General features: G+C 73.8%; 24 protein-coding genes. 7 read left to right on the top strand and 17 right to left on the bottom strand.

Annotated elements, in window-relative coordinates:
- Positions 1-97: 97 nt before the first annotated feature.
- The 3 genes from WME85_RS37205 (at position 98) to WME85_RS37195 (ending at position 1633) form a co-directional block, all read left to right on the top strand.
- Positions 98-679 carry a thioredoxin family protein gene (locus WME85_RS37205; protein ID WP_437827823.1) on the top strand — a complete coding sequence of 194 codons (582 nt, stop codon included), beginning with the start codon at positions 98-100 and terminating at the stop codon, positions 677-679.
- Between the two features lie 457 nt (positions 680-1136).
- Entirely contained in the window at positions 1137-1394 is a 258-nt protein-coding gene (locus WME85_RS37200; protein ID WP_437827822.1) for a hypothetical protein, read from the top strand.
- Positions 1391-1633: a hypothetical protein gene (locus tag WME85_RS37195; protein ID WP_437827821.1), complete on the top strand. Its 243-nt coding sequence runs from the start codon at positions 1391-1393 to the stop codon at positions 1631-1633. The genes WME85_RS37200 and WME85_RS37195 overlap by 4 nt, the downstream gene beginning before the upstream one ends.
- 310 nt (positions 1634-1943) lie before the next feature.
- Here WME85_RS37195 and WME85_RS37190 read toward each other — a convergent pair whose 3' ends face one another.
- Both WME85_RS37190 and WME85_RS37185 read right to left on the bottom strand, forming a co-directional pair.
- Positions 1944-3452, bottom strand: coding sequence for a hypothetical protein (locus WME85_RS37190; RefSeq protein WP_437827820.1), 1509 nt, complete (start codon positions 3450-3452; stop codon positions 1944-1946).
- A gap of 2 nt (positions 3453-3454) precedes the next feature.
- Positions 3455-5692, bottom strand: coding sequence for an SUMF1/EgtB/PvdO family nonheme iron enzyme (locus WME85_RS37185; RefSeq protein WP_437827819.1), 2238 nt, complete (start codon positions 5690-5692; stop codon positions 3455-3457).
- Between the two features lie 471 nt (positions 5693-6163).
- Between WME85_RS37185 and WME85_RS37180 the strand changes: the two genes are divergently transcribed.
- Positions 6164-6622 carry a VOC family protein gene (locus WME85_RS37180; RefSeq protein WP_437827818.1) on the top strand — a complete coding sequence of 153 codons (459 nt, stop codon included), beginning with the start codon at positions 6164-6166 and terminating at the stop codon, positions 6620-6622.
- A 38-nt stretch (positions 6623-6660) separates the two neighbouring features.
- Here the strand turns inward: WME85_RS37180 and WME85_RS37175 are convergent, their stop codons facing one another.
- Both WME85_RS37175 and WME85_RS37170 read right to left on the bottom strand, forming a co-directional pair.
- The gene (locus tag WME85_RS37175; protein ID WP_437827817.1) at positions 6661-7560 is read right to left on the bottom strand and encodes a hypothetical protein; all 900 of its coding nucleotides are present in this window, start codon (positions 7558-7560) and stop codon (positions 6661-6663) included.
- 22 nt (positions 7561-7582) lie between these two features.
- Positions 7583-7714, bottom strand: coding sequence for a hypothetical protein (locus WME85_RS37170; protein ID WP_437827816.1), 132 nt, complete (start codon positions 7712-7714; stop codon positions 7583-7585).
- Positions 7715-8019: 305 nt separating this feature from the next.
- Between WME85_RS37170 and WME85_RS37165 the strand changes: the two genes are divergently transcribed.
- Entirely contained in the window at positions 8020-9489 is a 1470-nt protein-coding gene (locus WME85_RS37165) for a DUF4832 domain-containing protein (protein WP_437842446.1), read from the top strand.
- Positions 9490-9642: 153 nt separating this feature from the next.
- Here WME85_RS37165 and WME85_RS37160 read toward each other — a convergent pair whose 3' ends face one another.
- The 11 genes from WME85_RS37160 to WME85_RS37110 form a co-directional block, all read right to left on the bottom strand.
- Entirely contained in the window at positions 9643-10941 is a 1299-nt protein-coding gene (locus WME85_RS37160; RefSeq protein ID WP_437827815.1) for a lactonase family protein, read from the bottom strand.
- A 105-nt stretch (positions 10942-11046) separates the two neighbouring features.
- Positions 11047-11736, bottom strand: a complete 690-nt coding sequence (locus WME85_RS37155) for an NrsF family protein (RefSeq protein ID WP_437827814.1) — start codon at positions 11734-11736, stop codon at positions 11047-11049.
- A complete protein-coding gene (locus tag WME85_RS37150; RefSeq protein ID WP_437827813.1) occupies positions 11726-12427 on the bottom strand; it encodes an RNA polymerase sigma factor in 702 nt (233 codons plus the stop codon). Before WME85_RS37150 ends, WME85_RS37155 begins: the two co-directional genes overlap by 11 nt.
- 115 nt (positions 12428-12542) lie before the next feature.
- Positions 12543-13127 (bottom strand): hypothetical protein, encoded by a 585-nt coding sequence (locus tag WME85_RS37145; RefSeq protein ID WP_437827812.1) that lies wholly within the window; start codon positions 13125-13127, stop codon positions 12543-12545.
- 197 nt (positions 13128-13324) lie between these two features.
- Positions 13325-14299: a hypothetical protein gene (locus WME85_RS37140; protein ID WP_437827811.1), complete on the bottom strand. Its 975-nt coding sequence runs from the start codon at positions 14297-14299 to the stop codon at positions 13325-13327.
- A complete protein-coding gene (locus WME85_RS37135) occupies positions 14296-14835 on the bottom strand; it encodes an RNA polymerase sigma factor (protein ID WP_437827810.1) in 540 nt (179 codons plus the stop codon). The genes WME85_RS37140 and WME85_RS37135 overlap by 4 nt, the downstream gene beginning before the upstream one ends.
- A 100-nt stretch (positions 14836-14935) precedes the next feature.
- Positions 14936-16012 (bottom strand): hypothetical protein, encoded by a 1077-nt coding sequence (locus WME85_RS37130; protein ID WP_437827809.1) that lies wholly within the window; start codon positions 16010-16012, stop codon positions 14936-14938.
- Positions 16013-16070: 58 nt separating this feature from the next.
- Entirely contained in the window at positions 16071-16964 is an 894-nt protein-coding gene (locus WME85_RS37125; protein ID WP_437827808.1) for an HvfC family peptide modification chaperone, read from the bottom strand.
- A 42-nt stretch (positions 16965-17006) separates the two neighbouring features.
- Entirely contained in the window at positions 17007-17888 is an 882-nt protein-coding gene (locus WME85_RS37120; protein WP_437827807.1) for a DUF692 domain-containing protein, read from the bottom strand.
- A 19-nt stretch (positions 17889-17907) separates the two neighbouring features.
- On the bottom strand, positions 17908-18300 hold the full coding sequence (locus WME85_RS37115; protein ID WP_437303775.1) for a hypothetical protein: 393 nt from the start codon (positions 18298-18300) through the stop codon (positions 17908-17910).
- Positions 18301-18496: 196 nt separating this feature from the next.
- The gene (locus WME85_RS37110) at positions 18497-19354 is read right to left on the bottom strand and encodes a hypothetical protein (protein ID WP_437842443.1); all 858 of its coding nucleotides are present in this window, start codon (positions 19352-19354) and stop codon (positions 18497-18499) included.
- A 403-nt stretch (positions 19355-19757) separates the two neighbouring features.
- Between WME85_RS37110 and WME85_RS37105 the strand changes: the two genes are divergently transcribed.
- On the top strand, positions 19758-20393 hold the full coding sequence (locus tag WME85_RS37105) for a hypothetical protein (RefSeq protein WP_437827806.1): 636 nt from the start codon (positions 19758-19760) through the stop codon (positions 20391-20393).
- A 146-nt stretch (positions 20394-20539) separates the two neighbouring features.
- Positions 20540-20932, top strand: a complete 393-nt coding sequence (locus WME85_RS37100; protein ID WP_437303773.1) for a hypothetical protein — start codon at positions 20540-20542, stop codon at positions 20930-20932.
- A gap of 46 nt (positions 20933-20978) precedes the next feature.
- Here the strand turns inward: WME85_RS37100 and WME85_RS37095 are convergent, their stop codons facing one another.
- Together WME85_RS37095 and WME85_RS37090 are read right to left on the bottom strand one after the other, a co-directional pair.
- Entirely contained in the window at positions 20979-21236 is a 258-nt protein-coding gene (locus WME85_RS37095; RefSeq protein WP_437827805.1) for a hypothetical protein, read from the bottom strand.
- Positions 21237-21414: 178 nt separating this feature from the next.
- Positions 21415-23973: an ATP-binding protein gene (locus WME85_RS37090; RefSeq protein WP_437827804.1), complete on the bottom strand. Its 2559-nt coding sequence runs from the start codon at positions 23971-23973 to the stop codon at positions 21415-21417.
- Positions 23974-24007 lie beyond the last annotated feature (34 nt).

The following is a 24007-nucleotide window of genomic DNA, read 5'->3' as shown; positions in this document are numbered from 1 at the left end:
GAGCGGCGGCGTTGCGGCGTCCGGGCGCGCGGCGCGGGCGTTCCTGCCGCCCCGCGTGGTATGGTGCGCGCCGTTACAGCGATAGGAGAATTCTGTCATGGCACGCACCCCGTCCACCATGCTCGAGCTGGGCACCCCGGCGCCCGACTTCCGGCTGCCGGATTACAACGGAAAGCCCGTGGCGCTGTCGGATTTCACGAAGGAGCGGGCGCTCCTCGTGATGTTCATCTGCAATCATTGTCCTTTCGTCAAGCACGTCCGCCAGGAGCTCGCGAGGCTGCGGCGCGATTACCGCCCCGAGGATGTCGCCATCGTGGCGATCAACTCGAACGACATCGCAGCGTATCCGGCGGACAACGCCGAGGCGATGGCGAGGGAAGCGCGCGAGTTCGGCTACACGTTCCCTTACCTCCTCGACGAGGCGCAGCAGGTCGCGAAGGCGTACAGGGCGGCCTGCACGCCGGACTTTTACCTCTTCGGCCCGGATCGCCGGCTGGTCTATCGCGGCCAGCTCGACGACAGCCGCCCTGGCAACAACGTCCCTGTGACTGGCCGCGATCTCCGCGCCGCCATCGACGCGGTGCTCGCGTCTGCGCCCATCCCCTCGGATCAGCGCCCGAGCATCGGTTGCAACATCAAGTGGAAGCCCGGCAATGAGCCGGAGTATTACGGTCAATAAGCATAGACATTCCGATGGGTTGGGCACGCGGCCTGCCCCTGTCGGGCAGAGCTCTTCGCGCGCGCACGCCCTCGTCGGGCCCTACGACGTTCAGCGCGGGGTTGTCCTTGCGCACGCGCAGAGCGAGGGTCTTCGACTTCACGGCGTCCTTGAACGCCTTGGCCACCAGCATCCATATGTTCGACGCCGTCTTCCACGCGAGCTCGCCGGCGCGGATGCGCGCGTCGAGGTCCTCGACGAACGGCTGGAGGTCCCCGCTCTGGATCGAGACGGCGAGAGCCGAGCGGTGGGTCGGCCGCGGAGCTTTTCGTCGAGGGCGTGCAAGCGGCCGACCGAGCGATCGCCGAGCAGGAGCGCTGGGAGCGGTTCGGCTGAGGGCGAGCATTCCGGTTCGCCCTGCGCGTTTTCCATGCCGTACGCCGTCGAGTCGACCGGGGTGCTGTAGTACCCTTCGGGCATGAGCCCCAGACGAGACAGCGCCGCGCCCGCCAGGAAACCCGCGATCCCTGAGGACGATCCGGTGTGGCAGGCCGTTCTGCGCGCGCCGATCGATGACGAGCCGCTGACGGAGGAGGAGCGCGCGGCGATGGAGGCTGGGGCGGACGGTCAGGGAATCCCGCACGATGTGGTCACGGCTGAGCTCCGGCGGCGGGCAGAAGCCGAAGGTGCTGGGGTCGAGTTCGACGAGCTGATGCGCGCGCGTCTGCCTCGATGAGCTGGGATGTCGAGTGGATGCCGCCGGCCATCGTCTCGCTTCAGCGGATCCACTGGCGTGACGGTGAACGCATCGACGCTGCCGTGCAGCGCTTCGCCACGACCGGCGAGGGTGCCGTGTTCCGCGTCGCCGCGGATAACGCCATTATCGTGCGCCTCCGTGTCGGGCAGTATCGCGTCCTCGGCACTCTCGATCCTTGGGACGGTCTGATGCGGATCTGGTGGGTGTACCGGGCGTAGCATCCGGTGCGTCACCGGGGCGGCGCGAGCGCCAAAACGGCAGTCGGTCGCCTGTGGTGCTGGTAGCCTGGCTGCATGGGGGACGACAACCCGACGCGTTGCGAGCGGTGCGGTATGCGGGCGCCAGAGGGGCAGACCTACTGCGACGCGTGCCAGCGGGTGCGGCGCACCCAGGCGGCCGCCGACGCTGCGGGCTGGGGTGGGCTCACGTTTATCCAGAAGACTGGGACGTTGCGGCCGGCGGTGAGGGTGGTGGCTGGGGCGAAGGTGGCGCCACCTCGGCGGAGAGCTCGACCAGATGGGGTAAGGCTCAAGGGGCATGCGAGTTCGGCGGGGCCCCCAGGCGCCGTGCGGCGGGACCTCCCTCCTCGGGCCGGTCCTGCCGGTCTTGCCGGTCTTTCTCCCCGAGGATGGCCTTCGCCGCGCTCGCCCGCGCCGCCCCGCTCGCCACGGTCGCGTGGTCGACCACCCAGTGCGCGTCCAGCAGATCCAGGTAGTCGAGGTCCAGCTGCCCCCCGGAAGGCAGCATGAACACCGCCGAGATGTGCGCGTGGTTGCGCACCGCCTGCACCATCTCCCGGGGAATGTAGAGCGCCGCGTGCGTGAAGAGGTGCACCACCGGCGTCCGCGGGTCGTGGTGCCGCGTCAGGTCGAGATCCGTCGCGAGCTCCGCGAACACCCGCGCCGGGTTCCTGCCGCGCTCCCCCTTGAACGACAGGAGGTGCGCCGTCGGGAGCTGGCCGTTCTTCGCGCGGTAGAGCTCGTAAAGCCGCGCGTCGAAGAAGCGGAACGCCACGTCCTCGCCCTCGAGCAGGAGCCGCTTGCCCGTCGCGATCGCCATCCCCCGGGCGAACGTCTGGCGATCGCCGCGCATCGACGCCGACGCGTCGATCAGCAGGTAATGGATGCGCTTCTGCTCGTCCCGGCTCTGCTCGCGGGCGAAATAAAGCACCTCGTTGTCCGCGATCCGGCGCGCGAGCTCCATGTCGTCCCAGGCGAGCTCCGTCAGCACCATGCTGTCGATCGAGCCGCGCGTGCCGAGCCCCGAGTAGCCGTGCGCCGCCGTCGTGCCCGCCGCCGGCCGCGTCTTCGTCTCGAGCACGCTCGGCAGGATCTCCAGCGAGAAATTCACGATGTCGTTCGCCTCGGGCGACGACAGCGCCGCGAGCAGGTCGACCTGGGCGAGCGCCCCGGCCGACGCCTCCGAGCCCAGCATCCCGAACAGGCGCAGCGTCTCGATGTCGAGCGCGTCCGACATCGTGAGCACGTAGAGCCGCGAGACGTCGAGCGCCTCCAGCGCCCGCTGCTCGAAGTCGCGCCGCGTCGACAGGAACAGGCCGCGGAGCTGCGGCTCGATCCCGTCGAAGAGCGCCGCGTCGACGGGGAGCATCGCCCGGTACGCCGGCGCCGTGTGCGTGCGCGCCGCGACGGCGCCGAACAGCCGCGACAGCACGACCGTGACGAGGTCGTCGTTCATCCGGAGCTGCGCCGCGCCGCGCGCCGCCTCGCTCTCGGCGAGCTCGCGGAGCACCGTCCGGTACCCCTCCAGGATGCGCTCCGCGTCGCGGAGCCGGCCCGCGAGCTCCCTCGGGTCGCAGCGCGGGCCCACCTCGAGCTGCTCGCGCGGCGTCGAGAAGAGCAGGCCCGCGTCGTGCACCAGCGCGAAGGGCAGGACCACGCCGAGCCGCTCGAGGCTCTGGTGCCAGCGGATCGCGCGCAGCGCGAGCGACGAGCTCAGCGGGCGCACCTGCGAGAACGCCAGCGTGCCGAGCGGGCCGGTGATCGAGGGGTTCGCGAGCTGCGCGGCGGGGACGGGCACGGCTACAGGTCGGCCACGCAGCGGAAGCCGATGCCCGGCGCGCTCGCCGTCGCGACCTGGTGGTAGCGGAACGCCGGGTTGAGCCAGAGCAGGACCCCGCCGTTGTAGCCGCCGCCCCGGATCGCCTTGCGATCGCCCGCCGGCGCGCCCTTCGGGTTCACCTGCTCCTCGTCCTTGTAGGTCTCGAACCAGTCCGCGGTCCACTCCCAGACGTTGCCGACGACGTCGTGGGCGCCGAACCGCGTCTTGCCCTTCGGGAACGAGCCGACCGGCGCCGTGCCGAAGAAGCCGTCGTCGGCGTCGTACATGCGCGTGCTCGGCCTGAGCCCCCGCGCCTTCTCCCACGCCGTACACTCGGTGCCGCACGCGTTCATGAACGTCTTGTCGCCCGGCTCGTCGCCCCAGGGGAACTTGCGCCCGTCGGAGCCGCGCGCCGCGTACTCCCACTCGGCCTCGGTCGGCAGGCGCTTGCCGTGGACCCCGCAGTAGGCGTCCGCGAGGCTCCACGACACGCAGTTGATCGGGTGGCGCTCGAGGTCGGGCTTGCCGAAGGTGCAGAGCTCGGCGAGGGCGGTCACCGTCTTCTGGTGCTCGGCGGCGCTCATCCCGTCCTGCTTCGGGAAGTCCGGCGTGGCCGGGGGCCGCTTGCACTCCCCCTTGTCGGAGCACGCCTTGTAGTCGCCCGCGGTCACCTCGTAGGCGTCGATGCAGAAGGTGTCGAGCGTCACCTTGTGCGCGGGCTGCCACAGCTTGAAGTCCGGCTCGTCGGAGCCCATGAAGAACTTGCCGCCCGGGACGAGCACCATGCCGGAAGGACACTCGGTCCGGCGCGCGGCCGCCGCGGCCGACGCAGGCGGCGCGGCGCTCGCCACCGCCGCCGCCGCGGCGGACGCGGAGGCGACCGGCGCGCTCCGCGACGCCTCGTCGGCGGACGGCGGCGGCGGCGCGCCGCGCAGCAGGCTCCACGCGATGGCGCCGCCGGCCGCGAGCGCGACCGCGACGCCGCCGAGCGCCAGCGCGCCCTTCGACCTCGGCGCCGCCTTCGCCGCGAGCCGCTGCGCCGCCGCGTCGTTCGCGGTGCCGCCGGTCGTGTTCACCTCGGTCCCGGGAGCGGCCCGCACGGCCGAGGGGGCGAGACCCGGCGCCGACGCGGTGGGCGGCGCCGCCATCGTCGGCGCTGTCGTCGCGGCGTGCGGCCAGGACATCCGCGGGGCGGAGATGCGGGGCGACGACCCGGCGGCCGAGGGCGCGAGGGAGCCGCCGCCCGTGGCGACCGCCCAGCCTGGCGCCTCGGGGAAGACCGCCCGGTGCAGCGCCGCCCAGAAGCGGCCCATGGTCGGGAAGCGGTCCGCCGGCGCTACCGCCAGCGCCTTCTCGAAGACCGCCTCGACCTCGTCGCTGACCGTGAGCCCCAGCGTCCGCGGGGTCGGCCGGCGCGACGGGTCGCGGCTCGCGACGGCGAGCTGGATGTAGTCGTCGCCCTGCAGCGCCGGCGCCCCGCCCAGCATCGCCTCGATCATGATGAGGGCCATCGCGAAGACGTCGGTCCAGGGGCCGGTCGCGCCGTGGGTGCGGCTGAACTGCTCGGGGGCGCCGTAGCTCGGCGTGAACGCGGTGATGTCCTTGCCCGTGTGGGCGAGCGCCGTCGCCGCCGCCGCGTGCTCGGCCATGACCTTGGCGATGCCGAAATCGAGCACCTTCACGAACGTGGACGTGTCGCGCGGGGGGCCGATGACGAACAGGTTCGCCGGCTTGATGTCGCGGTGCGCGATGCCCCGCGAGTGGACGAGCTCCAGCGCCACCGCCGCCGACTCGAGCAGCGCGACGGTCGCGTACACGTCGCGCGGGGGCAGGCCCCGGGTCGTCTCCTCGTAGAGGACCCGGTCGAGCGGCATTCCCTCGAGCCACTCGAGGACCATGTAGGGCAGCCACTGCCCGTCCGGCGCGTTGAACGTGCCGATGTCGCGCGCCTGGACGATCGCGGCCGAGCGGCTGGAGAGCTCCGCCATGAGCTTGCCCTCCTGGATGAACGCCTGGAGCAGCTGGTCGCGCTGCTCGGCCGGCGCGTTGGCGAGGAGCGTGAAGCACTTGAGGGCGACGGGCTGCTTCCAGATGACGTGCTCGGCCTTGTAGACGACGCTGAAGCCGCCCTCGCCGACGGCGTGTTCGATCCTGTACTTGTCCGCGATGAGGGTGCCGGCGATGGCGAGCGGATCGCTGCGGTCCGGGTTCTGGCTCATGAGATCCCTGCGCAGCGCGGCGGGGCGCCTGTCGGAGCGCCTCGCGCGTGCGTCGGGCCATCTTAGTGGGCCCGCGGTCGGTTGGAACCCTTTCGCGCGATCCGGCGGTCCTCCCCGTCACGCCCGCCCCGACCGTCCCGTCCGCCGCCGGGCGCGGTCCGCGCCGCGAGGGCGGTCGGGGCGCCGCGCGCCGGCGGGGGCGCGCCCGCCAGGGCGGCAGGTAAATTTCGTCCAATCCTTGGGCGGTGTGACGCTCTACAACGGAAGGCAACCCGGGACGCCGAGGCGGCGGGGGCGCGCCGGAGGACGGCGCGTTTCCCCTGGCCCTCGGCGCCCTCTCGCGGCGAGCGCTGCTCGTGCTCCGGCCTGTGCGTGCCGGGGCGCGCGAGGAGCGCCGCGCGGGCTGCGAGGCATGACCCGCCGTTCCCCTGGAGCGGCCCCGACGCGGTACGAGCACGAAGGAGCGCGACGATGACGAAGAGCCAGGTCCCCCCCATCCCGGAAGGTCAGACGTGCATTCCCTACCTGAGCGCGCGCAGGGCCGCGGAGGCGATCGACTTCTACCGACGTGCGTTCGGCGCGCGCGAGGTCGCGCGCATCGCGATGGCCGACGGGCGGCTCGGCCACGCCGAGCTGTCGATCGGCCGAGCCCGCTTCTACCTGTCGGACGAGTATCCCGAGCTGGGCGCCGTCAGCCCCGAGACGCTCGGCGGGACGAGCGCGAGCGTGGTCGTCTACGTGGAGGACGTGGACGCGCTCGTGGCGCAGGCCGCGGCGGCAGGCGCGACGGTCGAGCGGCCGCCGCAGGACCTGCCGTTCGGAGACCGGATGGCGTGGCTCCGCGACCCGTACGGCCACCGCTGGGCGTTCGCGAGCCGGATCGAGGACGTCTCCCCGGAAGAGATGCAGCGGCGCCTCTCGGCGACCTAGCACCTCGTCGCTCGAGGACGAAGTCGCGGCGCTTGCGATCAGCTGCCTTTGCAGACCTCGGCGCAGGTGCCCGTCTCGTCGACACACGCGGAGGACGCGCAGTCCGAATCGGAGAAGCAGGGCGCCCCGGCGGCGCCGAGCGGCGCGCACGTGGCGCCATCGCACGTCGCGCCGGCCGCGCAGTCTTCGTCCGACCCGCACGGACCGCCCGCCTGCTCGCGCGCCTGGCACGTGCCGTCCTGGCCGCAGCGAAGATCCTCCTCGCAGTCGAGGCTTCCCTTGCACGACTCGCCCGCGGCGAGCCGTGGCGCGCACGTCCCCGCGTCGGGCGGCGAGGGCTGGTCGCAGCGGAGCGCCTCGTCGCAGTCGAACCTCGACGAGCATGGCTGTCCGGCCGCCGCCCTCGCTTTGCACGCCGACGTCCTCTGCCCGCTCGCGTCGGTCGTGTGCAGGCAGCGGTCCTGGGCGCAGTCCCAGTCCGTGCCGCACGTCCCGCCCTCGGGCGCGGAGCCGTCCCACGCATCGAGGCAGGATGGCGTGAACTCGTCGTCCACCCCCAGAAGCACGCCCAGAATCTGAAGCTCGGCGCACGGGGCCGCGTCCACCTCGGCGAGGCACGCCTCCGCCTTTTCCGGGACGAAGGTGCCGTTCACCTCGCCTCCGCCGCTGAAGGCAACGAAGATCGCTTCGAAATCCGAGGCGCACGCGTCGGCGGAGCTCGCGTCCAGGCCGTGCGCGGCCCGGGTCGCCGCGTCGCAGCACGCGAATGTGCGGTCGCAGAGGGCCTTCGCATACCTGGAGAGGAAGTCGGTGCCTGTCGGCTCCAGCCTTCCGCTGCTCGCCCGTGTATCGTCGTCCCCGCACCCCGGCACGGCGGACATCGCGACGGTGACCGCCGACAGCAGCGTCGCGAGCAAGACAGGTCGATGCGTGCGCATGAAGAACCTCCTCGGGCTGATCTTATATGGATCGCCGGAGCCAGGTGAGCGCGATCTTCATGACAAACATCGGATTATTATCGCCGAAGTAGCTCGCCTCTTCCCCGACGAAGACGCCCGTCGCGTTGGTCGAGACGGTAGTGGATCTGGTCACATCCTCATGAGTGCTGGAGCGCCGTGAGCGCGGGGGTCGAGGAGCACGGGGCCGATCGGCGTCCAGCCACAAATCTGGCCGTTCCAGCGCTACCGTGGCCGGACGCGTCGACTTGCCGGCGCGGAACTTGAACGCGCGACGTGGCGCCGGATAATAGACGGCGCGCCCGCGGGAGCGGGCGGCCCAGCTTCATTGATTCACGAACGGAGAGAAGATCGCTTATGCTTCACGAGAGCAGCCGATCGTTGTGCCATGTCCTGTCACGCCTCCTTGACGGCGGCGTTTGCTGCCTTTCCTTGGCGCTCGTGGCGGCGTGCGGCGCTGAGTCGAGCGAAGGCAGCCCGGGCGACTCGCTCGCGTCCAGCGTCAGCGGCGCCGGCGGCGGCAGCAGCAGCGGCGGCGCCGGCGGCGGCGTCAGCGGCAACGGCGGCAGCAGCAGCGGCGGCACCGGCAGCAGCACGGGCCTCCCGCCCGGCAGCTGCGGATGGAGCGGCGCCACCGTGGAGCGCTCCTACGCGCCCAGGCTGTTCGCCGCGGGCGACGATCCCTCGGGCGACGTCGAGTGCCAGGGGGTGCGGAACCCCGAGCGCGGCGTCTTCCGCTTCATGGATCTTCGCAGCCTCGAGCCGCTCTCGGATCTCCGGGACCAGGGCTACACGCTGATCTACGGGAAGGTCCTCATCGACGACTACCGCACGCGGGACATCGATCAGAGCCTCATCGACCAGCTCGACGAGAGCTTCGCCGCCGCGCGCTCGGCCGGGCTCAAGGTGCTCCCGCGGATCTACTACGCGACGGACATCGGCGAGCCGGACGCGCCCCTCAGCCGCGTGCTGGCCCACATCGAGCAGCTCAGGCCCGTGCTCGAGGAGAACGCCGACGTCATCGCCGTGCTGAACCCCGGCTTCGTCGGCGCCTGGGGAGAATGGCACTCCTCGACGAACGATCTCACCGAGCCGAGCAACCGCAAGCAGATCTTCGACGCGCTGCTCGAGGCGCTGCCGAGCAGCCGGATGACCCTCGCGCGCCGCCCCTCCCACAAGCAGGAGGCGTACGGCGGCCCGTTGACCGAGGCGACGGCGTTCTCCGGGGCGCCGCTGTCGCGCGTCGGCCACCATGACGACTGCTTCCTCGCGAGCGACGACGACGAGGGCACCTACCAGCTGCCCGGCGAGAAGGAGTACGCCGTCGAGGACTCCGCGTTCGTGCCCGTCGGGGGCGAGACGTGCGCGGTCAACCCGCCACGCAGCCAGTGCGCCTCGGCGCTCGCCGAGCTCTCCCTGCATCACTGGAGCTTCCTCCACACCGACTATCACCCCGACGTGATCGCGGACTGGAAGGCCGAGGGCTGCTTCGAGACCATCGCCTGCCGCCTCGGCTACCGCTTCGTCGTGATGGGTCACGAGTCCCCCGAGCAGGTCGCCCGCGGGCAGTCGCTGTCCCTCCGGCTGCGCGTGTCCAACGACGGGTACGCCCGGGCCTACAATCCGCGCCCGGTCCACCTCGTGCTCCAGCAGGGCGACGCGCGGCACGTCCTCGAGGTCGACGCCGATCCGCGCCGCTGGGCGCCTGGTGCGGAGAGCGATCTCTGCCTGCAAGCGCAGATCCCGGCCGATCTCCCCCCGGGCGACTATCAGCTGGGCCTGTGGCTCCCGGACGGGGCCGAGCGCTTGCGCGACGATCCACGCTACGCGATCCGGTTCTCCAGCGGCGCGACGTGGGACAGCGCGAGCGGCGTCAACCTGCTCGACGCCACGGTCCAGGTGGTCGAGTGACCGCTCGCGCGGCGCGGGTGACCCACGCTCGAGCCGAGCTGTCCTCGCCCCTGCGGCTCTTCTGGATCGATCATTCTGGAATGATCAGTCCAGAATGCGCTGCAGGAGCGAGGGGCACGTGAGGCCGGCAGGGTGCCGGGGGAGGGCGCCTCGTCACCGCGCCGGCGGGGCCACGATCCCGACGTAGGTCGGCGCCGGGACCTCGGTGACGCGGCCGGTCGGCTCGAGGGCGCCCGTCGCCTCGTCCACGCGGAACGCGACGATGTTGTTCGAGTCCTGGTTCGCGACGAGCAGCAGCTTGCCCGCGGGCGAGATCTGGAAGTGGCGCGGCGTCTTTCCCTGCGTCGGCGCGTGGCCCACGGGGCTGAGCGTGCCGCGCTCGGGGTCGACCGCGAAGATGGCGATGCTGTCGTGCCCGCGGTTCGACCCGTAGACGAACTTGCCCGACGGGGCGACCTGGACCTCGGCGCAGGCGTTCTCCTCGGCGCTCACGCCCTCCGGCAGCGTCGAGACGGTGGCCACGGCGGAGAGCGTCCCGCGCTCCGGATCGTAGCTCAGGGTGGTGATCGAGCCCGAGCTCTCGTTGATCACGTACGCGAACCGGCCGCTCGGGTGGAAGTCGAGGTGTCGGGGGGTCGTGCCCGCGGGGAGCGCGAGGGCCGGCGGCTCGCCCGGATTCATCTGGCCCGTGGCCGCGTCGAAGGTGAACTGGGCGATCGTGTTGAGCCCGAGGTTGGTGACGAAGGCGAACCGGTTCGCCGGGTCGGTCACCGCGTGGTGCGACCTCGACCGGCGCCCGAAGGACGCCTCGTCGACCGCCTGTCCGAGCGCGCCGTCCTGGCCGACGGGGAGCACCGCCGCCGTGCCGCCGCCGTAGTTGGCGACGAGGACGAAGCGCCCCGCGCGATCCGTGGCGAGGTGGGCAGGGCCCTGGCCCTTCGAGGACGCCCTGTTGATGAACGCGAGCGTCCCGTCCTCCGGGCGGATCTGAAACGCGCTGACCGCCCCCGACAGCTCCCCGTCCACCTCGCCGAGCTCGTTCACCGCGAAGAGGCGCCCGCGCGCGGGGTCGACGGCGAGGAAGGTCGGGTTCATCTCGGCGTCGAGCGGGCCCTGCACCGGGGAGAGCGCCCCGTCGGCCTCGTCCAGGCGGAAGACGAAGATCCCTTCATGGCCGCCCACATACACGAGGGGCGCGCCCGCGGGCTGCGGCGCGCCGCCCCCCGCTCCGCCGCCGCTCGCGCTGCTCGCGCCCGTGCCGCCGCTGCTCGCGCTGCTCGCGCCTGTGCCGCTGCTGCCGGCGCCGTTGCCGCCCGTGCCGCTGCCCTGGCTCATGCTGCCACCGCCGCCGCTGGTGATCCCCGATGAGGTGCCGTCCCTCGCGGTCCCGCCGCCGGAGCTGCCGCACCCGATCCACAGCCCGGCCGCCAGCCAGAAGAGTGTGCGCTGCATCGATCGATCAACTTCCTCTGCACCAAGCGTTACCCCCGGCGAGCGCCGCGGGGCAAGCGCCCGGGCGCTCGCCGCCGCGCCGCCGGCGTCGGGCGTGCGCGGCGATCAGGCGCGGCCGCGCAGCGTCCCGGCGGCGGCGCCGAGGAGCGCGCCGGCCGCGATCGGGAAGCCGTGGGCGAAGGTGAGGTGGAGGAGATCGTCCAGCGCGCAGTGCGTCTCGAGGCCGACGGCCACGACGAGGCCGCACAGGGCCCCGATCGAGGCGCCGCGCCACGCCGGCGCCGAGAGGAACGAGCGGCGCAGCAGGAGCGCCGCCAGCGCGAACGGCGGGAGCGCGGTGCAGCAGGCGCTCGCGATGCACCGGACGTGCAGCTCCAGGGGCGGCGGCGGGTCGGCGGCGCGCGACCTCACGACGGCCGCGATCAGGAACCCGACCGGCACCGCGACGACGAGCGCCTGGATCGCCCTCACGCCGGCCGGCAGGCCCCGCGCGCGCGGCCTCAGCGCGAGCAGCAGGCCGAGGCCGGAGAGCGCCGCCGCGACGGCGAGCGGGACGATGACCCGGGGAGACCCGAGATCGTCGCGGAAGCCTTCGATCCAGCTGAAGAGCACGACCCAGCCGAGCCCGGCCATGACCGCGGCAAGGCCGCGGCGCTCGCGCGCAGGGCGCGTCGGCGACGGCTCGGCCGGCGCCTCGATCGGGGCCGGCGGGCGGGCGGCGAGGCGGGTCGCGACGTGGGCCGCGGGATCCGGGATGTCCTCGAGCCGTCTCAGCAAGTCGCGCTCATCCGTCATCGGTGCCTCCTCGGATGCCTCCCTGCTCCTTGCCGCGGCGGCCGCTCCGCTCCGGCTTCGCGGCCGCGCGCTTCCCCGCGGCCGTCTCCGCGGCGATTCCCGCGGTCTTTTCCCCGGATCTCTCGTCGTGCGGTCGCGACCTCCGCTCCTCGAGCTCGGCCCGCAGCGCCTCGTAGGCGCGGAACGCGCGCAGCTTCACCGCTGTCGCGGTCGTCCCCAGGATGGCGGCGGCGTCCTGCACGCTCAGCCCCTCGTACCGGAGCAGGATGAACGCCTCGCGCTGCGACGCCGGGAGGCTCGCGAGCACCCGCTCGACCGCCCGCGCCGTCTCGGAGGCGAGGGCGACCGCCTCGCCGTCGGCCCCGCGCGCGTCCGGCGGCTCCGCGCCCGGATCGCTCGGGAGGCGCTCGGTGCCGCGGTGCTTCTGGGCGCGCGCGTGGTCGACGTAGACGTTGCGGGCGATGGCGTAGGCCCACGGCGCGACGGCGCCGCCGCGGGCGAAGGTGGCGCGGGCGCGGTGCATCCGCAGGAACGTCTCCTGCGTCAGGTCGCCCGCGAGCGTCGCGGAGCCGCACATGCGGGTGAGGTACGCGATCAGGCGAGACGAGAGCGCGCGGTGCAGCTCCGGGAACGCGCGCGCGTCGCCGCACGCGTACCGGTCCATGGCTGCGTTGAGGGCGGGCTCGTCCATGACGGCTCCGCCGGTATACACCTTTTCGCGCGGCGGCGCGCAGCGCGGCGCGCCATGGGCCAGGGGACGCGAGCGGGCGCCTCGGATCCAGCGCCGGCCGGGCCACGGGGCCCCGTCACGGCGAGATCTGGTACACCCACGCCGTGCAGGGGACATACGTCTCGAGCGCGCAGCGCTTCACCTCTTCACAGTTCGCCAGATCGAAGCACTCGGTCATCGTCTCGAGCGCCTCGTCCGTGAAGAGCGCCCCCGCCATGCAGAAGTCCTCGAAGACGGGGCAGCCCGTCCCGCAGCGCTCCTCGAACGCTCTGGCGGCTTCGGTGCGCTCCACGGTGGAATGCTTCGAGTAGTCGAGGTAGACGTTGGTGAGGCACAGGGACGGAGAGCAGGAGTCCGCGAGGCAATCGAACAGCGGCCCTCCGGGGTGATGGAGCAGCATCGAGTCGCACTGGGCGCTGGCCTTGCAGGCGGCCGTGTCGTACGAGGGGCCGGATTCCTCATTGCAAGCGGCCTGGGCGTCGCAGAAGGCATCGTAGAGCCCGGGGCCGTCGGACGACTCGCCCCCTCCGGCGGCGCCGTCGGACCCGACCTCTTGACCGTCGCTGTCGCTGTCATCGCCGACCTGCACCCGGGCGGTGCACCCGGCGCCGAAGGTCTGGAACATCATGAGCCCGAAGAACAAGAAAATGGATGTGTCCACGAGACGTCGCATTCATATCTCCCCGGGCTTGTAAGCTCAGCCCGTCGTCACTCCATGAATGGCGTCAATCGTATGTTTTTATGATCTCCCGATCGAACTCTCGTCCGGGTGCGACGGTGGCTCTGCTCGAGGCGGAGGCGGTGGAGCCGCGCGAGGCAGCGGCAGCGAGAAGGACGAGCGCGGCCCGCTGCCTCCTGTCAGCGCTGCTCGCCTCTCAGCTCCGGAACGAGGATCTCGAGCCTGCGGCGGTAGGCAGAGCTCGGGTGCTCCGCGATGAAACGGTTCGCGCGCGCGAGCGCCTCGCCGCCGCGGCCTAGCGCCTTCAGGGCGCCGACCGCGATCACCTCGCGCTCCTGGGCGAGCGCGCCGCCCGGGAAGCGCCTGAGGTGGGCGTCGGCGAGCGCGAGCGCCTCCGCAGGGCGCGCCGCGAGCGCCTCCTGCGCGCGCTGCAGCAGGCCGAGCTCCGTCTCCGCGTCGGGCAGCGCCGCCCGCGCCGAGCCGGCCGCCGCCGGCGCGCCGGTCGTCGAGGCGGACGCGCGCGCGGGCAGCGGCGCGCTCGCTGGCGCCGGCGCGGGCGCGCGGGGCGGTTCCGGAGCAGGCGCGCGCGGTGGCGCCGCCGCAGGGGTCGCTTCCGCGGGCACCTCCGGCGCTTCTGCGGCGGGCGCGGGCGCTGCCGCAGCCCCCCTCGGCGTTGCGGTCGCGACCACCGCGGCCTCAGTCGGCGCGGGCGGCGGCTGCGAGCGCGATGGCATGAGCCACACCGCCCCGACGAGGACGACGCCCAGCGCCGCGCCGATCGCCAGGCCGGAGAGCACCGACGGCGGTGCGCCAGCCCCCGCCGCGGCGAGCCCTGCCGGAGCGAGCGCCGCCGGCGCGCCCGCGCCCCCGCCGGTCGCCGGCGCGCCCGCGCTCCCGCCGGTCGCCGGCGCGCCCGCGCCCCCGCCGGTCGCCGGAGCGCCCGCGCCCCCGCCCCCCGTCGGTCCTCCGCCATCCGCCGGACCGCCTGGGTCCTTGCCGCCTCCCGGTCCGCCCGGCAGGCCGAGCGGCAACCGCGCCGCGAGCCGCGCCAGCTGCGCCTTGTCCGGCGCGTCGCGCCGGGCCGCCTCGAGGGCCACCCGGAGCACGTCCGGGCCGCCATCCGCGCCGAGCATCTTGCGAGGATCGCCGCTCATACGCTGCTCCCCTCGGTGACCCGCGCGGCCCCGGCCCGCGTCGCGCCGAGCTCGTGCCTGCGCATCGCCGCCTCGATCTGCGCCCGCGCCGCGCGCAGCCGCGAGTACGCCGTCTGCAGCGGGCACCCCGCCGCCTTCGCGATCTCCGCCATCGGCATCTGCTCGATCTCGTGCAGGACGAACACCGCGCGCTTGTCGTCGTCGAGCTGATCGAGCGCCGCGTCGAGCCGGTCGAGCGCGCGGCGGCGATCGAGGGCCTCGTCCTGCGGCGCCGCCATGGACTGCTCGGGAACGGTGGCGGCCACCTCCTCGCGCCTCCGGTGCGGCCGCCGCCGGTACTCCGACGCGAGCCGCAGGCAGATGCCGTACAGCCACGTGCGCAGCGCCGAGCTGCCGTCGAAGGTGTCGAGCTTCCGATGGACCATGAGGAAGACTTCCTGGCAGACGTCCTCGACGTCGGCCTCGCCGACGCCGAGCCTTCGCAGCACGCGCCACACGTAGGCCGCGTTCTCTTCGAAAATCTCCTCGAGGGTCATCGCGAGAGGCCGGGGCGCAAGGAAAGCCGGCTCCAGCCCTGGATGGTTGCGAAGGCGAGATTTTATCAAAGAAAAGCGGGGCCGGGCGCCGATCAGGGAATCAGGGGAAGTCGACGCCGAGCAGGACGTCCACCGTCCCGGCCAGCGGCGCCATCTGGAAGACCTCGCGGTCCCGGCCCTCGGCGTCGGTGTAGTAGAATGTGTCACGCACGAGCGGCGCGATCAGCCCGAGGCCGCCGCCGGCGGTGAGCGGGCCGAACAGCCGCCGGACGAGGCGAACGTCGAGCGTGACGCCCGCGGTCAGGCGCTCGTCGGTGCGGTCGACGCTGAACCCGATGCCGTTGACGCGGAGCGCGCCGAGGCGGGCGCCCGCGCACGCGGAGAGCCGCGTGGCGCTCCCGATCGAGGCGGGGCACGCGGAGACGAACCCCTCGCCCCAGGAGAAGCGCGTCGTGAAGGCGCCGGTGGTCGTCTCGTTCGGGGCCCAGACCGCCCCCCCGACCTCGACCGACAAAGACCGGGGCGGCGTGAGGCGCGCGCGGATCACGGCGGCGACGCCGGGCGAGGGCAGGAGGCCGAGCCCGAAGAGCGGACCGGCGCCGACCTCCACGCGCCACGGCGCGGGCGGCGTCGCCGCCGGCGGTACCGGGATCAGGATGCGTTGCACGATGACCTGCGGCGGCGGCGCGGGCGCTGGCGAGGCCGAGGGAGGCGGCGCGGGCGCTGGCGAGGTCGAGGGAGGCGGCGCGGGCGCTGGCGAGGCCGAGGGAGGCGGCGCGCTGGCGGACAGCGTCGCGCTGGGGTCGATCATGAGCGCGATGGCCAGGGCGAGCTCGTCCTCGATCGCCCCGCAGCGCGGCGACGCCGTGGCGATCTCGCGCGTCCCGAGCACCGCGCCTTCCGCGTCGGCGACCGCGATCACCGCGCGCCACCCGCCGGAGCCGCCCGGCTCGATGCGCCCTTCGATCGTGAGGTCGGCCCGGGCGGCCGAGACGAGCGCCGCGCGCCCGAGGCGCGCCTCCACCGCCTGCGCGAGCGCGCGCGCCCCGACGCACGCCTCGGCGCCAGCGAGCCGGACCCAGCTCAGCGATGCCGTCTGCTCCCCGGACGACGCGCGCGCGGGGCGCGCCGCAGCGACGAGCGCCGCAGCGACGAGCGAGAAGAGTGTGCGCTGCATCGACCGGTCGACGTCCTCCGGGCATGCGTTACCCCCGGCCAGCGCCGCGGGGCAAGCGTCACGGCGCGGCGGCGCCGAGGAGCGCCCCGCGCTCGGCGAGATCGCTCAGGAGGGCCGCGGTGCTCTCCAGCACCGGGCCGTCGACCGGGCGTCCCAGCGCAGCGCAGCCCTCGACCACGGCGTCCCGGAGCGCGGCGCCCGCGAGGAGGCGCCCGAGGATCTCGGCCGCGAGCGGCGTGAGCTCCAGGAAGCGGACCTCGTGCCTGGCGTCGCGGTACACGAGCAGGCGCGTCGGCTCGCGCGCCGGCACGTCGCGCGCCGACTCGCCGCCTTCCAGCCTGTGGACCGCGTGCTCGTAGCGCACGAGCGCCGCGGCCCGCTGGAAGCGGGCGCCTCGGTCGAGCGAGAGCTCCTCGCGGGAGGCTGGCGCGCCGGCCGCGTCCCGCGCGTCCCGTGCCCCCGGCGCGGCGCACGCACGGGGCTCGCCGGCCTCCTCGTCCGCCTCGGCGCACGACGCCGCGAAGGCGGCGAGCTCGTGGCGCGCGAGATCCGCGAGGTACGCGGGCACCTCCGGGTCCTCGCCCCAGCGCGGCGCCGCGAAGGCGACGAACTCGAAGGCGACGTCGCGGAGGTAGCGCGACCGGGGCAGCTCCGCCTCGAGGAAGCGCGCCACGTCCGCCTCGAACCGCGCGCCGAGCCGCGCCGCCGTCCGCGGGATCCCGGCGCGGATCGCGCCCGCCAGCCCGCGGCGGATGAGGCTCCGGTAGAGGAGCAGCCGCCCCGGCGGGAGCGAGGCCATCGCCTCGAGGTCCGCCCCCTCGATCCCGGTGCCGGCCAGCCACGCCCGCGGATCCGCCGCGATCGCCGCGCCGTCCGGCGCGCTCACGGTGCGCTGGAGCGCCCGCTGCAGCGCCGCGAGCTCCGGCGGCGGCGCTTTCGACGCCTCGCTCACGCCCGCGCCTCCCGCGCGGTCACGCCCGCGCCTCCCGCGCGGTCACGCCCGCGCCTCCCGCGCGGCGAGCCCGCGCCGGTACGCCGCGTCGACCTCGGCGCGCTCGGCGAGCAGCGCCTCGAGCGGCGGCACGTCGTTGTCGCGCTCGAGCACGACCGGCACCGGCCCGGTCCGCGCGACGGCGCGGGCGAGCAGGTCGAGCACCGGCTCGATCACCGGCGCGCCGTGCGTGTCGATGAGGAGCTCCGCGTCGTCGCGCCACTCGTGCCCCGCCACGTGCATCTCCACGACGCGCCCGGGCGGGATCTTCTCGAGCAGCGCGACCGGATCGACGCCGTGGTTCCGGGCGTTCACGTAGAGGTTGTTCACGTCGAGCAGGAGCCCGCAGCCGGCGCGCTCGAGCACCTCGGCGAGGAAGTCGGCCTCGTCGAGCGAGGCGCGGCCCGGGGCCAGGTAGTAGGTGATGTTCTCGATCGCCATCGGGCGCTCGAGCCGGTCCTCCGCCTCCCGGATGCGGGCCGCGGCGTGGGCGGCGGCCGCGGAGGTGAGCGGCAGCGGCAGGAGGTCGTGGAGGAACCTGCCGTCGACGCCGGAGAAGCAGAGGTGGTCGCTATGGAAGGGCGGATCGAGGCGCCCGACGAACCGCCCGAGCTCGCGCAGGTAGCCGTCGTCGAGCGGGTCGAGCCCGCCCACCGACAGCGTGAGCCCGTGCGTCAGGATCGCGCAGCGCTCCCGGACGCGCTCGATCGCGGCGGGGAAGTACCCGCCGCGCCGCATGTAGTTCTCCGGGGAGAGCTCGAAGAAGGGGACGGGCAGCGCCGCGCTGTCGTCGAGCGTGTCGAGCAGGTCGAGCACCTCGTCGAGGAACTCCCAGCGGAGCCCGAGGCCGACGCCGGTGAGCGCGCTGCCGGTCGTGGGGGGCATGGGGCGGGCGGGGCGGCGATCAGCCGCAGGTGCCCTGGCCGCAGCCCGCGTGGCCGGCCTTCTTGCCGGCCGGCTTCTTCGCGGTGGGCTTGGCCACGGGGGGCGGCGCGGGCGCGGCGGGGGCGGGGGTGGCCGTGGGGGCGACCTGCGGCGTGGTCGCGGCGGACTGCACGTCGGTGGGCGGCGCGGGCGCCGGCGCCGCGGCGGGCGTCGCGGGGACGTCCGCGCCCGCGGCGGCGTCGCCCGAGGTGGCCTCTGTCGGCGCGGCGGGCGCGGCCGGGGCCGTCTCCTGCTGCTCCGCGGGCACCTCGGTGGCGTTGACCGGCGCCTGCGCCGCCCCGCAGCCGCTCATCACCATGGCACCGGCGCTCAGCGCGGCGAGGGTCTCGTAAATGCTCTTCTTCGACAGCATCGTGTGCTCCTCTGGTTCTCGTCTCGACGGTCCCTGTGCCCGGTACGGGCGAGGCGTGGCTCGGTTTCGCGACCGCGTCCGGAGCCCCGCTTCATCTCAGACCCGCTGCGGCGCCGCAACGGCTCGGTGGCTGGCATCGCGCGTCGCGCGTCGCGCGTCGCGCGTCGCGCGTCGCGTGGCGCGTGGCGCGCGTCGCTCACCGCGCGCCGTTCGCGGGCGCCTCGGCCGGCGCTGCGGTTGCGGCCGCGGCTGCGGCTGCGGCTGCGGGGCCGGCGGTCGCAGAGAGCTCCAGCGACACCATCGCCTCCTTGGCCACCTTGGGCGACAGCACCTCCAGCGTCTTCTGGGCGAGCTTGCCGAACGCCTCGCGCGGGCGGACGTCGTGCTCGGCGAGGCCGACGGCGAAGGGCTTCGCGGTCTTCACGGTCAGGCCGGCGAGCCTGTCGCCCTCGTACCTGAACGTCGCGATGAGCTCCACGGTCCGCGGCGACTGCCGCTGGTGCAGCAGGAAATCGCCCGACGCGGTGACGGTCACCGTCCGCTCCGCGCCGGCCATCTTCGTGAGGTCCTTCTCGCCGGAGGTCGAGATCGACCGGATCGCGAACTGCGCCTTCTCGTTCTTCTCGCGGACGGCGTCCGGCGTGTCCTTCGAGATCTCGAGCCAGGTGCGCGCGTGCTCGTTCTGCAGGTCGCTCTTCTTCTCCTCGTCGGGCTTGCCGTCGTCGCCGACGGCGGTCTGGAAGAGCTCGAGCGTGGAGAGGTCGACCGTGATGAGGCCTGTCGTCCGCGTGACGTCTGCGGGGTCGACCTGCAGCGTCCCCGCGGCGGCGCCCTGGATCCGCCCGCGGATCTTCTCCCGCGGCGCATCCATCGAGAGCTCGACCTTGCTGCTCGCCCTGTCGATCGCGAAGGTCGCGGCGGCGGGCGCCTTCGCCTCCGGCGCCTTGAGCTCGGTCGCGGCGGGGGCGAGGCGCGGCTTCTCTTCCTCGCACGCGACCGCGCCCAGGCTGGCGGCCGCGAGCGCGCCGAGCAGCAGGGTCCTTGTCCAGATCATCTTCACGCTGTTCTCCTCGCCTTCTCGACTCGAGCTCTCGACTCGATCGGGTGCGCGCCGCTCCTGGCCGCGCGCTGCTCTCAATTGAACAGGATGGCAGGGGGACGGGAAGGCCGATCGAGGTCGTCCCCGTCTCCCACCCTCTCGCTCAACATCTCCTCTGGCCACGGTGATGCCGCGGCGCCGTCGCGCGAGCGCTCGCTCGAGCGCTGCGCCCGCGGTGTCCTTGCCGTGGAGTACGCGCGAGGCCCGGCGCGGTTTCGGCGAGCGCACGCGGCCGTGCGGTCGCGGGCGCGCGGGGCGGGAGGTGCCGCCGGACCTGCGCTGCACAGCCGCGGGTGGCCTGCGGCATGCACCCAGGCGGTCGTCGAAGGTGGAACCGGTCAACGGGGGGAGAACAGCGATGAGCACGCGACGACTCGCGGCGGCGGTCCTGGCCGTCGCTGCCATGGTGGCGCTCGCCGGCACGGCGGAGGCGCAGGGCGGGGCGCGAGCGGATCAGCAGGGCCGGCCGACGGGCAACGTCCCTCCGGCGGATCAGCCGCTCATCCGGCGCATCCCCGAGCCCTCGATCGCGGTCGAGGGCGGCTTCGGCATGCTGGGGTACCTGGGCGCCACCGCGGGCGTCGGGCCCACCTGGAACGTGCGCGTGACCGGGACCATGTCGCGGCGCCTGGCCGTCGAGGGCAACTACATCGGCTCGGTGAACCAGCGCCCGACGCTCGGGAGGACGCTGGTGATGACCTCGCTCGACGCGGGGGTGCGCTACAACGTGCTGCGCGCCGACGAGGCGATCGTGCAGCCGTTCGTCGTCGCGGGCGTGGGCTACACGGGCTGGGCGGGCGAGGGCGGCGACGCGTTCGCGGTGGCGGTGCCGCTCACCGTGGGGGTGGAGCGGCTGGTCACGCGCAACATCAAGCTGGGCGCCCGGCTCAACTTCCGCCCTACGTTCTTCGACGATCTGACCGTGCGCGGCGCCGCCAGCCAGACGGGCGGGGACAGCTGGGCGCTGCTCGCGCACGGCGGCGGCGCGTTCTGACCGGGATCGCCGCGCGCGCGGCGGCCGCCCGGGCGGAGGCGAAAGCGTCAAGGAGACGGCGTTCCGTGGAGTAGTCTGCCGGGCGCGCCGGGCGGCGACCTGCCTTCCGGGTTCCCGGCCGGACCTCACCCACGGAGAACGACGGCATGAACACGCGCAGCAGCTCGCCCCGGCGGGGCCTGTTCTTCTTCTTCACGACCCTCCCGCTCGCCGCGAGCGCCGCCTGCACGACCCAGCCGCAGGCGGCGCAAGGGACGACGGCGGCGACGACGGACGCCCGGGAGGAGGCGGGCGCCAGACGGGAGAACGACTGCTCGACCGGGCCGCTCCTCGACTGCCCCGAGGGGCAGCTCGACGGCTGCGCCAACGGGACCACCACCGAGCACCGCTGCGTGGAGGCGGGGCCGGGGAAGTGCCTCGACATCCGGGCGGCGCTCGTGAAGTGCCAGGAGAGCGAGATCCTGACCCACGACGGGTGCCCCGAGCCCGCGTACATGCAGCGGTGCGCGCCGAGGCCCACGCAGCAGCAGCAGCCGTGAGGCCGGGGCCCGCCGCGGGCCGTTGTTGCCGGTAAAACCGCTGTAGTTACGCAGGCTTGCGGCCTGATTCCTCCGGGGGGAGCTTCGTGTCCGAGAACTCGGGCCCGCCCCCGTAGTTGCCGGCGCCGCCTTCGCTGCCCCAGGTCTCGACCTCGCCGGGGGGAGCGTCCTCCCGTTCGCCGGTCGAGGTGATCGCCCCGCGGACGCCGGGGACGTCCGCTTGCGGGTGCGGCTGCTTCGCCTCGCTGACCTCGTGCTCGGGTCGCGGGACGCCCAGCTGGTCCTGCGTCTTCTCGTCTCCCATGGTTCCTCCTTCCGGTGGACCTCTGGGGCCGGCGCGCTCGATCGTCCACTCCTCCGCCGGCGCCGCGCTCGCCATCCGCGTCCGCGCCGCGCCGGCCGCGCCCTTGCCGCGCCGGCCGCGCCCTCGCCGCGCCGGCCGCGCCCTCGCCGGCGCCGCGCTCGCCGCCGGCGCCCTCGGCTCAGCCCTCGTTGTCCCCGACGGGGATCGTGAACCTGAAGGTGGTCCCCACGCCCACGCGGCTGTCCACGCTGATGGTCCCGCCGTGCGCGGCGACGAGCTCCCGCGCGATGGCCAGACCGAGCCCGGTGCCCTTGTAGCCGTTCCGCTGGCCGCGCCAGAACCGCTCGAACAGGTAGGGCAGCTCGTCCTCCGGGATCCCCGGACCCGTGTCCGACACCGAGAACACCACGTGCTCCTCCCGGCGCTCGCACCGCACCGTGACCGACCCCTGGGCGCCGGTCACCTTGAGCGCGTTGCTCAGCAGGTTCGAGAGCACCTGGAGCACGCGGTCGCGGTCGCACGCGATGAGCGGCAGGTCGTCGTCCGCCGCCGCGCCGAGGCGCACCCCCTTCTCGTGGGCCTGCGACTCGAACGTCTCGACGGCCTCCCGGCCGATCTCCCGCGGATCCTGCGGCTGCCGGCGCAGCTCGAGCCGGCCGGCGCGGAGGCTCGCGAAGTCGAGCAGGTCGTGGATCAGCCGGTCCATCCGGTGCGCCGAGCGCTGGATCGCCTGGATCGCCTTCGTGTCGCCCTTGTCCCCGCTGCGCGCCGCCGCGCGCTTGGTCATCACGGCGGCCGCGGTGATGATCGCGCTCAGGGGGTTCCGGAGGTCGTGGGACACGGTGGCGAGCACGTTGTCCCGCAGCTCGATCGCGCGCTGCGCGGCCTCGTAGAGCCGCGCGTTGTCCGCGGCGAGCGCGGCCCGCTGCGCCAGGTCGTGCGCGACGGCGAGGTCCGCCTCGTCGTAGACCCGGCCGGACTCCGCGGTCGCCAGCGCGATGCAGCCGAAGGTGCGGCCCCGCGCCACCATCGGGACCAGCATGGCCGACGTGATCCCGAGCTCGCGGACGAGCCGGCGGAAGGCGGCGTTCTCGGCGAGCGGGGCGAGCAGCGGGTGGGACAGGTCCCGGATGAGCTCCGGGCGCTCCCTGCAGAGGACGTCCTCCACCAGCGCCGACAGCCCGGGCAGGGGATCGACGTCGCGGAGGAGCGCGCGCGCCTTCTTGATCGTCTCCGGGCTCGCGTGCGTCACCGTGACCCGCCGCGCCGCCTCGACCTCCGGGAGCGTCTGGATGACGCACCAGTCCCCGAGCTCGGGGACCGTGATGCGCCCGAGCCGGTCGAGCGTGCCCTGGAAGTCGAGGCTGTCGCTCAGGGAGGCGCTGGCGGCCGCGAGGAACCGCTGCGCCTGCTCGGCGCGCGTCCGCTCGGTGATGTCGAAGAAGGTCACGACGCCCGCCGAGACGCGGCCGTCCGGGTCCCGCACCGGCGTCGAGCGCACGAGGATCCGCCCCCACGTGCCGTCGCCGCGGCGCACGTCGATCTCCTCGTTGTTCACGACCTCGCCGGTCGTGACGGTGCGCGAGAGCGGCCACTCCCACGTCTCGTACGCCTTGCCGGACTGCACGTGGAAGCCGCGGCCGGTGTAGCCCTCGATGCTCTGGATGCCCTCGAACGACTGCCGGAAGATCTCGGTGGCCTGCCGGTTCGTGAGGAGGACGCGCCCCGTCTCGCGCTCGCCGATCATGAGCCCCGCCGGCATCTGCTCGATCACGGTCGCGAGCAGCGCGCGGGCGTCGTCCGCCTGGTGCCGCGAGGCGCGCTCCCGCGCGACGAGCTGCGCCTGCACGATGATCCCGGTCGCCCGGCTGGTCATCGTGCGGAGCATCAGCGTGTCCTCCTCGGAGAACTCCTCGGCGTTGCGGGAGCCGAGGATCGCGACGCCGATGGGGTGCCCGTCGTGGATCAGCGGCACCCCGTAGACGGCGCGCAGCCCCCTCGACCGGATCTCGCGCGCCGTCGCGGGCAGGGTCCGGAGCGCGGCGTCGAGCGACGCGGGCCCGCGCAGCGCGAGGACCGCGCGGGCGAACTCCCGCGTCGCCTCGAGCGGGGGGCCGAGCAGCGGCCCGTCGTCGAGGCCCGCGGTCGCGTGCACCTCGAGGGCGTCGCCGTCCCCGAGCAGGACCATCGCCACGTCCACGGCCGCCGCCGCCTCCCGCGTGGCGCGGATGAGCGCGGTGAGGAACGCGTCCAGGTCGGTGCTGCCGAGGGCGGCCGTCGAGATGAGGTCGAGCGCCTGCAGCAGGCGCACGCGCGCCTCCTGGTAGCGCGTCACCGCGTCCGCGATCGCGTCGTCGAGCGCGCCGTTCAGCCGGATCAGCTCGTGCCCCCCGTCGCCGCCGTCGCGCTCCCAGAGCTCCAGGATCACGGCGCGGAGGGCCGCGTACTCCTTCACCACATCGGCGAGGTCGTACCCGTGGGCCAGCCGGTTCAGCGCGTGGTACCCGGGCATGCCCCGGAGCTTCCGGTCGACCTCGGCCCCGGCGCCCGCCTCGCCCGTGACCTCGGCGATGTAGGCGAGGACGCTCGGGATGTGGTCGGTGAGCATCGGATCCGCCAGGTGCCGCGCCGGGCTCAGCGTCTGGACCCGCTGCTTCCATGCCTCCAGGATCGCGTCGCGGTGGCGCCGGATGAAGTCGGAGAGCCGCCCTTCGTTCGGTCTACCGAGCTGATCCATGCGGGGCCCTACGATAGCGCGAAACCTTGAGCAT

The sequence above is a fragment of the Sorangium sp. So ce1153 genome (assembly GCF_051521595.1).
Classification (GTDB): domain Bacteria; phylum Myxococcota_A; class Polyangia; order Polyangiales; family Polyangiaceae; genus Sorangium.
Note: the sequence above shows the minus strand (reverse complement) of the source record. Positions and strands in the feature narration are given on the sequence as shown.